Origin of the sequence: Flavobacterium jejuense, from assembly GCF_006491595.2 — a bacterium.
GTDB lineage: Bacteria > Bacteroidota > Bacteroidia > Flavobacteriales > Flavobacteriaceae > Flavobacterium > Flavobacterium jejuense.
On sequence record NZ_VEVQ02000018.1, the window covers coordinates 1 to 13,214 of the forward strand.

Below are 13,214 nucleotides of genomic sequence, written 5' to 3' on the forward strand. Positions count from 1 at the left end.
ATTCAAATAGCCTACTAAGCATATTTTGAAGAAGACAACAGGATCAATACTCTCCTGTCCTTCTTGTCCATAATACTTCTTAGTGGATTTATATAGAAACCGAAAATCAATGGCTTTATCAAGCATTCGGTAAAAATTATGCTCTGGAATCAAGTCGGTCAAATGAACTTGATAGAGCATTTTGGGGTTGAGTTCTTTTCTTCCTTGCCTGACTAAATTTACAAAAAAGTACTCTTTTAAATGTTGCCTTTTTGTTATCTTTGATGTAGTTGTGCAACAAGCACAGCGGTGGCTGTTGCACAAACTTTTTTTAAGGCTAAATTTTTAAAATGATTTAAAACAACCTCAAACTAGTGCTCGTTTGAAACGAGTATCTAAATCCCTTTTTACACTACAAATATATCTTTTACAACCCAAGATATCACCCAAATCTGTTCTACAAAACTATTTCCTCAAAACCATTTCCTTCAACTTTGTCATATAAGCCTATAAAGTCTGCCATTTTTTAACCCAATACCCTAAAATTTTATGTCAGGAACCCAAAATTTTATGTCAAGGACCTAAAATTTTACGTTGGTGGACCTAAAATTTTATGTCAGGAACTTAAAATTTTACGTTGGTAGACCTAAAATTTTATGTCAAGGACTTAAACTTTTACGTCAGAGACCTAAACTTTTAGGTTATTTCGTGTTTTTTAGGCTAATTTTTAGCTTATTGATTTCATGCATTGGTAACAATAAACTCATTTTCAGACTTGTTTACACTTCAGGCTCATTAAAATAGCCAAAATAATAGGTGAAAATCAGGTAATTTTACGGGTAAAAAAGTGTTTGTAATACTGTAGCTTTACTTTGAATAAAACAAACTAAAAAATAAGTATAAACTATAAATCGATACCTATGAACTATTTTATACGCTACACTTTTATTTTAGTGTTATGCTCATCAACTTTATTAGCCCAAAATATACTTCCTTCCTCTACTTCAGGCTATGTAAATTTCAATTTAGGAGCATCCACCATAAAAACAGACCAAACACATGGAGTAACACTACTAGGATGCAATACAATTATTTCTAATCAGAATAGTAAAAATTGGAGTAGTGCACCAAATGGTTTGCAATGGCATACTAAAAACCAAGTGTTTACCAATATTCCTTATGGGTATCAAATTGATTCAAAAACAAATAAATCGTATTATGTGGCTAAATACTATATTGCTTCTCCACCAGTATTTAACAGTGATAAAAACGGTAAGCCTGCTCAAAACACTGCTTATGATATTGGTATCGTAACACCTGACGAATTTGGTTTAAAAGGCGAAAAACCAGTACAACAAGTTTATATGGATTATGATATTTTAGAACTTACGAAAATAGACTATATTCAAGTGCTTTTTGATACGGCTTTTGATAGCTTAAAGGTGAATATCGTTCCTTTTAAAGTAGAAAGCAAGGATTTTTCTTGGTTGAATAAAAAACGATACAACAATGCCAAAGGAGCATCTGGTATTGGATACTTAGATAGAACAAAACCAGCTTTAACCAAGTTGTTTTTGCCTTATTATGCGGAAGAAGTGTCTCCCAATCAAGACAAATATTTTTTAGATTTTGAAGTAACCATTTTAAATGATATTCTTTTGCATCACAAAATATATTTTATAATTGATGATGAAAAAAGAGAGACTATTAATTTAAAAGACTATTACAACAAACACAAAAAGGATACAACGATGCAAATTCATTTGTACTGTGAGTATAGTAGCGAATTGTCGTGTGGTTGTAAAGAGCCAATTTCACCAATTTCACCAATTTCACCTATTGAGAAATAGCTCCATATCTTAAAGATAGATTTTTCCATTTTAATTTGACCTATCAAGAAAAAGTAAGAGTTGGATTAATTTAGGAAAATCTTTTTTAATGTTTTACCCTAGAAGAACTATAAATACTTTACTTAGTGTGTTTTAAAAAACAATGAGTTTCAGATTTTGTCATTTTAGAACAAAAGGAAAGCTTATTTTATAATGATATGCAGCCGATTCATAACAGTAATATGATGCTGAGGTAATAAAAAAAACGCAACCAAGTACTTAATTTAGTATCTTTAAAGAAATACATTTTGAAAACAATGAAGAATATTTTTGTAATGGCTTTATTATTGCTTACCAGTCAGTTAATAACGGCACAAGAAAACACCTACTATTTAACAAGTGAGTATAACATTGGAAATTATTTAGGTGTTGACTTAAACTTAAATTATGTTTTTAAAAATAAATATGCACTAAAAGTTGGCTTTTCAGGAAATATTAGAAAACCTAAATCGCAACCCGATAATTACAGCAGTGGTTTAAATGGATTATTTAGTTTTACTACAGCAAATCCTTACGACCATTTTTTAAATTATAAAATTGATTTTGGAAGAATCTATGCTCTTAATAAAAAGGGAACTATAAGAGCTAATATAGCTTTTGGTTTAGGTTATACAGTAATAAAAGAACCTACTAATTGGCAATCTGTAGAGAGTGACTCATGGGTTAATCTTGCAGAGAACTATACCTATACCTATTATTCATACAGTACAATGAGCCTTACTATAAATCCAAAAATAGAGTTTCCGTTAACAAGGTTTTTTGGATTTTCGGTTTCCCCAATGATTCAACTTAATAAAGACAGGACCTACTTCGGAATAGGAATAGGAACCATGTTTGGTAAATTAAAATAAAGGTAACTATATGAAAATATAAATGTTATAATTAAGATAACGCAACCGAATGAAATAAAATTCATCCATACTATAAAAACAAATGTATTATGAAAAAACAAATTTTATTTTTAATGATAATCGGAATTTTATGCTCTTGTAATAAAAATGATGATGAAACTAACTTAGAAAGCGGAATTATTGGGAATTGGAAACTGATACAAATGACAGGTAGTTTAATAAATTCTGAAACAACAGGTGCAGAAATGGAATGGCAAGAAAGCTATCGATTAAATGGTGATGGAACGTTTCAAAAATCAAGAAATAGAGATGGAGTTATAACAGAAGTTTCAGGAACTTATAATTTGATTAATAATTCTAATGAATCTTTACTAGAATTAAACTTTACTAGTGAAAGTGAAATTGTAGGATCTTGTACCTCAAACAATAAAGAAATTATGAACCTTCAATCTGAAACCATTTTTTTAAGTTCTTGGAATGCTTGTGACGGTCCTGGATTGAAATATAAAAAAATAGATTAAAAGCTCTAAAACTGGATATAAATTACTTAATTTAATTTTTAGAGTAAGTCAGTAAACAAATAACTTTTCAAATAAATAGGTTGAGTATCATTTTGACGTAACCAAAACAGACTAGAATAATAAAATAAAGATTGCGTTGACATTAAAAGGTTGTCTGAAAAAGTATTTTTTGATAACCTGTTCACTTCTTTTTTGTAACGAGTACCTATTATCTTTTTACTTAGAAGTAATGTTTGTATCGTGAATTACCAATAAAGAGGATGGAGCTGTTGTGGTAATTAAGAGTTTTTTATAAATAAATTGTTTACAAACTATTTTTAATATTATAGAATAACTTGTTGGAAAAAAAACCTCAAAATAGCAAGTTTTGGGTTTTATTACCACTACCTTCTGTCGATATTTGTAACTCTAAAGGGAAGTAAGATGACGGAACAACAACAAAGCAATTACCACCGAATTGCAGAAGCAATAGGATATATAAAAGATAATTTTCAACAGCAACCTAATTTAGAAGATGTAGCTCAGAAAATTAACTTGAGCCCGTTTCATTTTCAACGCTTATTTAGTGAATGGGTAGGCACTAGTCCGAAGAAGTTTTTGCAATACACAACAGTAGAATATGCCAAAAAACTTTTAAAAGACAATCAAGCCACTTTATTTGAAACCGCATACGAAACTGGACTTTCCGGAACAGGAAGACTGCACGATTTATTTGTAAATATAGAAGGAATGACACCTGCTACCTATAAAAATGGAGGTAAAGAATTAGTAATCAACTATAGCTTTCAGGAAAGCCCTTTTGGTACCATACTAGTAGCGTCTACTGATAAAGGAATTTGTTATATGGCATTTGTAACAGAAGATTCCGATGCTTTTACACTTTTGCAAAATCAGTTTCCAAAGGCTCAATTTCAATTTCTTGTTGATGAAATGCAACAAAACGCATTGCATATCTTTTCACAGGATTGGTCCAAACTCAATCAAATTAAACTTCATTTAAAAGGAACCGATTTTCAATTGAAAGTTTGGCAAACTCTTTTAAGAATTCCTTTTGGACAATTAACAACTTACGGTACCATTGCACATACATTGGAAAACCCAAATGCTTCAAGAGCAGTAGGTACAGCCATAGGAAACAATCCAGTAGCATTTTTAATTCCTTGTCACCGTGTTATACAAGCCACTGGACTTGTTGGCGGTTACATGTGGGGCAATGTTAGAAAAACAGCTATCATTGGTTGGGAAGGAGCAAAAAAAGAAAGGACGAAATAAGATAGCAAGTTTCGGGTTGGATTAGGAAAGAAGAAACGGAATCTTTGTCCTATAATTTAATCCAATACAAATGAAAACATTTATTTTAATTCACGGTTCATGGCACAACGCTTGGAATTGGCACCAAGTAATTCCCATCTTAGAAAAACAAGGGCATCAAGTGCTAGCTATTGATTTACCAGGAATGGGAAGAGACAAAACTCCAATTAATGAAGTTCGATTGCCAAATACAGTAGAAAAAGTCTGTGATTTAATAGATACTATCGAAGGGAAAGTAATCCTTGTAGGTCATAGTAAAAACGGAATAGTAATTTCACAAGTAGCTGAATACCGTGCGGAAAAGATTGAAAAATTAATTTATCTAGCAGCTTATTTAATTCCAGATGGTAAAACCCAATTTGACTATTCGGCTCAAGATACAAATAGTGTTTTAAAACCTTATGTAACCAGATTTCCAGAACTAAAAGCCCACATCTTGCAACCAGAAATTTATAAAGAAGGTTTGTATGCCGATTGTGAAGATAGTATTACAGAAATGGCAAAACTACTGTTAAGTCATGAACCTATAGAATCAGGTGTAACCCCTTTGGTATTGACAGAAGAAAAATTTGGTAGCATTAGAAGGTTTTATATCGAATGTACAGAAGATAAGGCAGTAACACCTTTTATCCAACAAAAAATGTATACAGAAATGCCTTGCGAAAAAGTCTACAAGATGGAAACCAGTCACTCTCCATTTTTTAGCAAACCCAATGAATTGTGTGCTATTTTTTTAGAAATAGCTTTAAGTTAGAATAAAAAAAGGAGATATAGTACTATCTCCTTTTTATTATTTGTTAATTTTTAAATTGTATTTCTTTATTAAATCTAAAGTCGATTTATCTGTAGTAAAGACGGAGTACAAACCTTGTGGTTCTTGAGGAGGATCAGTATTAAAATCATCACCTTTTCTCCACTTTCCATCACTAGGAGTATTTTTTCCTATTCCTGAATATCCCCAAAAGTTTAAAGCTACAAAGGGTTCGTTATTTTTAATTGCTTTTTTCATTCTTTTAAAAACAGCTTTGTAATATTTGTTTCGATAGCTAATAGGATCTTTTCTATCAAAACTCACTTGATCTCTAGGAAAACCAAATTCTTCTAAAACAATTATTTTGTTGAGGTTTTTTGCAACTTGGATGTGTTCGTCAATATAATCCAATGTTTTTTTAATGGACGTTTTCGTAGTTTTTCTTTCGTCTTCAACGTTGTACCAACTCCAATTTTTCGGCCAAATATGCATCGTTAAATAATCAATATTGGGATTTTTGTGTGTTCTTTCAAAAGTAGCAATATCATCATTAGAACCTGCTTTTCCTTCAGAGCCTGTAGTTACAAGATGATTTGGATCGAGCTTTTTGATTTGGTTTACAACCGAATTAATCCATAAAGTAAACGCTTCCTCATTGTCTTTGGTAAACACTCTAGGTTCATTAGCCACTTCCCAAGACATAATCGTAGGATCATCCGTATATTTTAAATTGGTATAAGGGTTGGTTCGACCAATAATAAACTGCATGTGCTTCTCAAAATCTTCCTGACAAGGTTTGCAAGAATGAAATTGTTTGGTATAATTCATAAATTGAGGCCAAGTATTTGGTTCAATATTAGGATTAGGAACAACTCCATAACCATTCCATTCTAAATATTTAGCCATGCCACCAGACCATTCCCAATTGTTGTTAAGGAACAAAATAGCAGTTAAATCTCTTTTTTTCATTTCTGCTAAAAGAAAATCTAATCCATCTAATAATACTTCATCATATTTTCCTTTTTCTGTTTGTAGTGCAGGAGTAACGGTGTAATCTTGGTCACCACCTTCAGCACCTACTAAGACTCTTAAATTAGAAATACCATGAGCTTTTAATTCATCTAGTTCTTTTAGTAAGCGTGCTCTATCTCCATTTTTTGCTCCTATCATTGCACCGTACCAATAATTGGTTCCAATAAAATGATATGGTTTTCCGTCTTTAATAAAATTATTGTCTTTTATGTGAACGAACTCTTGTCCAAAAGTGATAAAAACGGTGAATAAAGTAATAATAAAAGTATAAGTATATTGTTTCATGAAGTTTAATTTTATAAGCGTTTTAGTAATTCCAAACAAGCTCTTCCATTATGATAGGGACATTTCCAAAAACCAGCTTTGTCTTTTTCTATTTTAGAATAATCGGAATAAACTCCCCAAAACCATTCTCCATTTTTTTTATCAATAAGATGATTTTGAACAAAAATAAAATTCTCTTCCACTAGATTTAGATAGGTTTCATCTTGGGTAAGTTGCCAAGCATTTACCATTCCAATCCAAAGTTCGGCTTGTGGCCACCAATGTTTTTCAGCAATTAATTCCTTTTTTTTAGGATCATATTCATACCATAAGCCACCATCGGAATCTAATCCTTCTTTAGTAGCGTTAGCAATAGCAACTGCATATGTTTGATATGTGTTAATTAGAGTTATATCATCAATTGTTTCAGCGCACCATTGTAACAGCCAAGCGGCTTCAATATCATGTCCGTAAGAAATAACATCCTCTTTTTCAATCCAATTTTCATCGAAAAAGAGTTTTAAATGGAAATTTTGAGAATCAATAAAATAAATGTCGATAACTATTAGTAAGTTTGTTATTTTACTTTTTAGTACTTTGTCTGGCCAAACTTCATATAAATTAGCATAAGCTTCTACAATGTGTAAATGCGTATTCATGGTTTTCTTTTCATTGGCATCTTTTTCACTCAAGCGCAAATCTTCAATAGGTTGCCATTCTCTAGTAAAAGCCTCAAAATAACCATTTTTTTCTTTATCATAACTGTGCTTCTCTATTTTATGATAAAGATTAATAGCTAATTGTAAGGCTTCTTCTTTTTTAGATATCTTGTAATATTCGGTTAAACCGTAAATGGTAAATGCCAAAGCATAAATTTGGTTTTTAGTATCTTTTGGACTTCCGTCTGGGTGAATACTCCAAAAGATACCACCAAATAAACTATCATAAAAATAACTATCAATAAATTGAAAGGCTCTATCGGCAAGATCTAAATGAGCTGGATTATTCGTAAACGGATAAGCAGCAGAAAAAGTCCATAAAATTCTAGCATTTAAAACGGCTCCTTTTTCTGTTTCAAATTGTTTAGTTTCATTACAATCAATTTGACCAATAAAACCTCCATTTTTATCATCTACACTGTGGTTTACCCAATAGTGTAAAATGGAATTTAATTCTTCTTGAACAGCTGATTTTAATGTAGATAGAGTAGGAAGCACTTTATAGTAATTTAGTATTGTTTTCTATTTGAGCAATGATAGTTTGTACTGAAGCAGAAGAGGTAAATTTATCCTCAGGAGTATGCATTACATAATCTACTAATTTGTCAATTGTTGAAACGGCTACATGCATACGTGTATCAGATGAGGCATAATAAATATAAACGGTTCCATCGGTATCAGCAATCCATCCATTAGCAAATAACACATTAGAAACATCTCCCACACGCTCTTCATTTTCTGGACCCATGAAATGACCACCAGGTACATGAGTTACTTTAGAAAGATCATGTAGATCTGTCATGAAAAGATATAAGGTATAACGAAGACCAGCAGCAGTATTTCTCACTCCATGAGCTAAATGTAACCAACCTTTATCTGTTCTAATTGGTGCAGGTCCTAAACCGTTTTTTAATTCGTAAATAGTGTGGTAAACTTTTCCAAAAATTATTTTTTCATCAGTTACTACAGGATTTTCCATAGCATCAATATACCCTAATCCTATTCCTCCACCATTACCTACATCGATAAAACCATCTTGTGGACGAGTATAAACCGCATATTTTCCGTTTACAAATTCAGGATGTAATACAACATTGCGTTGTTGACCAGAATTTGAAATTAAATCTGGGAGTCTTTCCCAATTTACTAAATCTTTAGTACGCACAATTCCAGCATTAGCTATAGCTGAACTTGTATCTGTTTTTGGAGCATTTGGGTCTTTACGTTCTGTACAAAAAACACCATAAATCCAACCATCTTCATGTTGTGTCAAACGCATATCATATACATTTGTATCAGGATTGCCTTCAATTTGAGGTATTACACATGGTTTATCCCAAAATTGAAATCGATCAATTCCGTTAGGGCTTTCTGCAATTGCAAAGAATGATTTTCTATCATTTCCTTCAACACGAACGCAAAGAACATATTTGTCTTTCCATTTTATAGCACCAGCATTGAAAGTAGCATTAAAGCCAATTCTTTCTAAATTATAAGGATTGGTTTCAGGATTAAAATCAAAACGCCATTCTAAAGGAACGTGTGCAGCTGTTACAATAGGATAAGTATATCTTTGAAAAATACCATTTGTATTTTCTGTGGGAATATTTTTTAGGTTAATTAAGTATTGAAAAGCAGTAACTTGTTGTTCTATATTTATTTTATTTTCTAACTGATTTGTCTTTATCATATCGTGTTTAATTTTTATGTTATTGATCTAATTTGTTCCACCAATATTTTTTTAATAATAAAATGCAAACTATTAAAACTATTAGTGTAATATATATAGGTGTACTTTGACGAAAGATGAGATACATAGGTAAGATTACTAAAGAAGTTTGGGCAATTATTCCAGTAACTACATTGAACATATCTAAACCAAAAGAGTCATTATTTTTAAAGTTTGGTTCTTCTAAAAGAATTTTATCCTGTATAGGTTTCCAAAATCCCCATGGTTTTACATTTTTATAAAATTCGATTAAAATTTTATCTTCAGTAGGAGGAGCGGAGAAGGTTCCTATAATACTTCCTGCTAATGATATAACTAATAATAAAGGAAATAAATACAAGGCATTTACATCTGGAAATAGCATTGGAACAAAATATGCTGCTACTAAACCAGCAACCATTCCCCAAAAGAAGCCTTCTCCATTAAATCGCCACCAGTGCCATTTTAGAATATTAGCACCTACATAACTTCCATAAAGTACAGATACAATTATGTTTAAAACTGAATTAACATCTTCTGCAAAAAAGCCTAAAATAATACTGATTATAACTACAACTATTCCAGTAATGTAATTCATGTTCTTTATTTGGCTTGAACTAGCTTCTGGATTTTTGTATTTAAGATAAATGTCATTTACCAAATAAGCTTGAGCGGCATTTAATGTTCCAGCAAATGTAGACATGAAAGCTGCAATTAAACCTGCTAAAAGTAAACCTAGTAAACCTACAGGTACAAATTGATTAATGGCTGTGGGTAATAGTAATTCAAAATCGATATCTCCTGCAGCATTTAATAAATCTAGTTTTTCATAGTATACTAATGCTAATGCTGCAAAACCAGCAATCATTAAGTAACGAATAGGCATTAGGATAACTGAAACAAAACCACTCATTTTTGAAGCTTCTGCAGGTGATTTAGTGGATAAAATCTTTTGCATATCATATGTTGGTGCAGGACCAGCCACACTGACTAATACCCCTTTAAAAAGCATCATAAATAGGAAAATAGAGAAAATACCAAAACCGTCACTTTTTATTTTTTCATTTACTTGTGGAATAATACTAGACCAATCCATGCTTAATTCACCTATAAAAGGATTCATCCAACCTTCTGGAACGGCTAAAGTTCCAGTTCCAACAGCTTGCCAACCTAAATACCCTATTACTAGTGCAGCAACTGTCATGATAGCAAATTGAACCACATCTGCCCAAACAATTCCAGACATACCACCTAAAAGTGAATAAAAAACAGCAAAAAGTGTAAAAATAGTACCATAAAAATGAGGGACATATTCTGGAGGTACGGTAAATGGAACGTAGTTACTTACCATTTCCCATGGTACAAAGACTTCAACGAATTTACCTAATCCGATGAAACCATAGGCTAAATACCCTAAGCAAACTACTAATGCAAAAACGACTACAATGATATGTGATAATTTAGCTCCTTTTCCAAAACCAAATCGAGTTCCTATCCATTCAGCCCCAGTTGTAGCGTTTGATCGTCTTAACCATTTTGATAAATAAACCATCAGGAATATTTGATTGAAAACAGGCCATAACCAAGGAATCCAAGCACTTTTAATCCCATAAACAAACATTAAGGTTACTAACCAGATTGTTCCTGAAATATCAAACATTCCAGATGCATTAGACAAACCTAGCATGTACCATGGAATCGATTTTCCTCCTAATAGATAATCATCTTTACTTTTTTGGGCTCGCTTTCTAAGGACAAGACCAATAATAATGATGGTGATTAAATAAAGAGAAACAATAAGAATATCTATCGAATGTAATTTCATATCTTTCTTTTAGTGAATAATTATTTTTTATATAGGTTTATTTTTGAAACCTCTTTTTGAAAAAGTATTTTGTCTAAATTATAAAAATCAACAAAATCTTTCTCATTTACTTGTCCTTTATAAGGAGCATAATAATGCATTTTTTTTTCTTTTTCTTGCCAACCGTGATTTCTCCAAACTAAAACATAAGAAATTTTATAACTACCAATAGCATCTAATAAAGTTTCAGTCCAAAATTTTTCATAAGGAATTCCTTCATAACCAGTTTCAGCAAAGGCAGGAATCTTATGGTTGTCTTTTGCTATTTCGTCCATGATTTGAAATTGTCTTTGACAGTTTTTTATAAAAGTAGAATCCTCAGTAGGGTTTTTGTAAATATAATTGTCAAAACTAAGCATATCTACCAAATTGTTACCAGGATAATATTCCATAAAGTCTTCTTTGGTCATAAAGGAAGAAGTATTGTAAACAATAATTAGGTTGTGTACTTTTTTAGTGTTTCTCCAATAGTTAATGGTAAATTCCCAAAGTTGTTTAAATTCTTCAGGTGTAGCGTTGTTTTTACACCACCAAAACCAATTACCTGTCAATTCATGAAAAGGACGATAAAGAATAGGTATTTTTCTTCCTCTTTTTCCTTTTAAGGAATTAAAAAAGTCGGCAGCTTTATCTAACCAAGAAATGTACAGTTGGTGTTTTTCTCCATTAGGTAAAATAGATATTAGTGAATTAGGAGTTGTGTCCCAAGAATTTTTTCCAGTGTAAGGATTGTCCATGTGCCAACTTATGGTGTTCACACCACCACGATTATAAACTTCTGTTATCCATTTTTTCATTTTATCAAATGGAACTCCGTCTATATTATTTGGAGAATCTTTTTCTAAACCACCAATGTCCCAACCATAAACAGCAGGATAATCACCTGTAACATCTTTTATGTCACTTCTGTCTTTTTCATACTTCCATTCTACACCATATGCTAAGTCATCTTGGTGACCAAACAGTATTCCTTTATCTAACGATTTAAATAAATTGTCATATAAAATTCTTGTTTTTCTTGTTGCTTTCTTATCAGTAATATAAGAATTGCTCTTTTTTAGAATAGAACAAGAGATAAGTAAAGGAATTAGAAGTAAGAAGTAATACGTTTTAAATTTAGTCATCGTTTTTTTAAACTTATTTTGTTGGTAATATGGTTTTTTATATTTAAAATATTTAAGAATAATTCAAAATAAACACCTCAAATTTTCTAAATAAACAAAAAAAGATTTGAAATATTTATCATTATTCAAAGATAATTTTGTAAAATTGTTCTCAATGATATTATTTTATCATTTTTATATCAAATAAATTCAATTTAAAAATAGATCCATGAAAAATAAAAATCATTTTTATAGAGAAATAACACCATTGTCAAAAAATGATAGCTTTATAATATTTGATAGAGTTAAAGATAAATTCGATTTTCCTATACATTATCATCCGGAATTTGAGATAAATTTTATTCAAAATGGTAAAGGAGTGAGAAGGGTTATTGGTGATCATATTGAAGAAATTGATGATATTGAATTGGTTTTAATTGGTCCAAATTTATATCATGGATGGGAACAGTATAATTATAAAGGTGGTAAAATTCATGAAATAACCATTCAGTTTCATAATGATTTATTTGAAGATTCTTTGCTGGAAAGGAGGATAATGTCGGATATAAAAGAAATGTTTAATCGGTCGATTCATGGGATTTTATTTTCAAAAAAAACGGCTTTAGATTTAAAGGAACAGTTAATGCAATTGCCTAGGTTAGAAGGTATGGATTATTTTTTACAAATCATCTCTATACTTCAAGATATGGCTAACTCAAGAAATCAGAGACTGTTGTCTTCTTATACTATAGACTTTGATAAGTTTGAAGAAGATGATAAGATGAAGGTTATATATGATTATATACAAAAAAACTTTGCAGAAAAGATTACCTTAAATGAAGTTGCTGATGTTGTTTCTATGGGAGTAGTTTCATTTAATAGGTTTATCAAAAAAAGAACAAATAAAACATTCGTTAATTATTTAAATGATATTAGAGTAGGGTATGCAGCAAGATGGTTGATAGAAAAAGATCTTAGTATTTCTGAAATAGCTTTTAAAGCAGGGTTTAATAATATTGCTAACTTTAATAGGATTTTTAAAAATAAGAAAAACTCAACTCCGAGTCAATATAGAGATGAGTTTAATGGAATGAAACGTTTTTTGTAATAAATTAATTATAGATATATATTAATTTGTCAATTTTTTTGAAAAAATAGATATTTATTAATGAGAAAATAATAGTATTAAATGATAAAATAATATTAAGATTTTGTTAACAAG

11 protein-coding genes and 1 pseudogene are annotated in these 13,214 nt (G+C 30.8%); 6 read left to right on the plus strand and 6 right to left on the minus strand.

Features of this window, described 5'->3' with window-relative positions; all coding sequences use genetic code 11:
* A pseudogene (locus tag FIA58_RS21345) lies at positions 1–180 on the minus strand (IS1182 family transposase); the annotation flags it as partial.
* A gap of 719 nt (positions 181–899) precedes the next feature.
* Between FIA58_RS21345 and FIA58_RS18990 the strand changes: the two are divergent.
* The 5 genes from FIA58_RS18990 to FIA58_RS19010 all read left to right on the plus strand — a co-directional run bounded on the left by FIA58_RS18990 (position 900) and on the right by FIA58_RS19010 (position 5,305).
* Positions 900–1,829 (plus strand): hypothetical protein, encoded by a 930-nt coding sequence (locus FIA58_RS18990; protein ID WP_140964281.1) that lies wholly within the window; start codon positions 900–902, stop codon positions 1,827–1,829.
* Positions 1,830–2,125: 296 nt separating this feature from the next.
* Positions 2,126–2,719, plus strand: coding sequence for a hypothetical protein (locus FIA58_RS18995; protein WP_140964282.1), 594 nt, complete (start codon positions 2,126–2,128; stop codon positions 2,717–2,719).
* Positions 2,720–2,808: 89 nt separating this feature from the next.
* The gene (locus FIA58_RS19000) at positions 2,809–3,240 is read left to right on the plus strand and encodes a hypothetical protein (RefSeq protein WP_140964283.1); all 432 of its coding nucleotides are present in this window, start codon (positions 2,809–2,811) and stop codon (positions 3,238–3,240) included.
* A 423-nt stretch (positions 3,241–3,663) separates the two neighbouring features.
* Positions 3,664–4,512 (plus strand): bifunctional helix-turn-helix domain-containing protein/methylated-DNA--[protein]-cysteine S-methyltransferase, encoded by an 849-nt coding sequence (locus tag FIA58_RS19005; RefSeq protein WP_140964284.1) that lies wholly within the window; start codon positions 3,664–3,666, stop codon positions 4,510–4,512.
* 70 nt (positions 4,513–4,582) lie between these two features.
* Positions 4,583–5,305 (plus strand): alpha/beta fold hydrolase, encoded by a 723-nt coding sequence (locus FIA58_RS19010; RefSeq protein WP_140964285.1) that lies wholly within the window; start codon positions 4,583–4,585, stop codon positions 5,303–5,305.
* Positions 5,306–5,341: 36 nt separating this feature from the next.
* Here the strand turns inward: FIA58_RS19010 and FIA58_RS19015 are convergent, their stop codons facing one another.
* The 5 genes from FIA58_RS19015 to FIA58_RS19035 are packed head-to-tail and all read right to left on the minus strand — an operon-like array spanning position 5,342 to position 12,013.
* Positions 5,342–6,619 (minus strand): glycoside hydrolase 5 family protein, encoded by a 1,278-nt coding sequence (locus FIA58_RS19015; protein ID WP_140964286.1) that lies wholly within the window; start codon positions 6,617–6,619, stop codon positions 5,342–5,344.
* An 11-nt stretch (positions 6,620–6,630) separates the two neighbouring features.
* Positions 6,631–7,815 carry an AGE family epimerase/isomerase gene (locus tag FIA58_RS19020; protein ID WP_140964287.1) on the minus strand — a complete coding sequence of 395 codons (1,185 nt, stop codon included), beginning with the start codon at positions 7,813–7,815 and terminating at the stop codon, positions 6,631–6,633.
* A 1-nt stretch (position 7,816) separates the two neighbouring features.
* Complete coding sequence (locus tag FIA58_RS19025; protein ID WP_140964288.1) at positions 7,817–9,007, minus strand: glycoside hydrolase family 130 protein; 1,191 nt, start codon at positions 9,005–9,007, stop codon at positions 7,817–7,819.
* Between the two features lie 19 nt (positions 9,008–9,026).
* The gene (locus tag FIA58_RS19030) at positions 9,027–10,850 is read right to left on the minus strand and encodes a sodium:solute symporter family protein (protein WP_140964289.1); all 1,824 of its coding nucleotides are present in this window, start codon (positions 10,848–10,850) and stop codon (positions 9,027–9,029) included.
* A 20-nt stretch (positions 10,851–10,870) separates the two neighbouring features.
* On the minus strand, positions 10,871–12,013 hold the full coding sequence (locus FIA58_RS19035) for a glycoside hydrolase family 26 protein (protein WP_140964290.1): 1,143 nt from the start codon (positions 12,011–12,013) through the stop codon (positions 10,871–10,873).
* A gap of 208 nt (positions 12,014–12,221) precedes the next feature.
* Between FIA58_RS19035 and FIA58_RS19040 the strand changes: the two genes are divergently transcribed.
* Positions 12,222–13,100, plus strand: a complete 879-nt coding sequence (locus FIA58_RS19040) for a helix-turn-helix domain-containing protein (protein WP_140964291.1) — start codon at positions 12,222–12,224, stop codon at positions 13,098–13,100.
* Positions 13,101–13,214 lie beyond the last annotated feature (114 nt).

Coding starts and splice junctions, on each gene's coding strand:
- FIA58_RS18990 (WP_140964281.1), top strand. CDS start 900: ATGAACTATTTTATACGCTACACTTTTATTTTAGTGTTATGCTCATCA.
- FIA58_RS18995 (WP_140964282.1), top strand. CDS start 2,126: ATGAAGAATATTTTTGTAATGGCTTTATTATTGCTTACCAGTCAGTTA.
- FIA58_RS19000 (WP_140964283.1), top strand. CDS start 2,809: ATGAAAAAACAAATTTTATTTTTAATGATAATCGGAATTTTATGCTCT.
- FIA58_RS19005 (WP_140964284.1), top strand. CDS start 3,664: ATGACGGAACAACAACAAAGCAATTACCACCGAATTGCAGAAGCAATA.
- FIA58_RS19010 (WP_140964285.1), top strand. CDS start 4,583: ATGAAAACATTTATTTTAATTCACGGTTCATGGCACAACGCTTGGAAT.
- FIA58_RS19015 (WP_140964286.1), bottom strand. CDS start 6,619: ATGAAACAATATACTTATACTTTTATTATTACTTTATTCACCGTTTTT.
- FIA58_RS19025 (WP_140964288.1), bottom strand. CDS start 9,007: ATGATAAAGACAAATCAGTTAGAAAATAAAATAAATATAGAACAACAA.
- FIA58_RS19030 (WP_140964289.1), bottom strand. CDS start 10,850: ATGAAATTACATTCGATAGATATTCTTATTGTTTCTCTTTATTTAATC.
- FIA58_RS19035 (WP_140964290.1), bottom strand. CDS start 12,013: ATGACTAAATTTAAAACGTATTACTTCTTACTTCTAATTCCTTTACTT.
- FIA58_RS19040 (WP_140964291.1), top strand. CDS start 12,222: ATGAAAAATAAAAATCATTTTTATAGAGAAATAACACCATTGTCAAAA.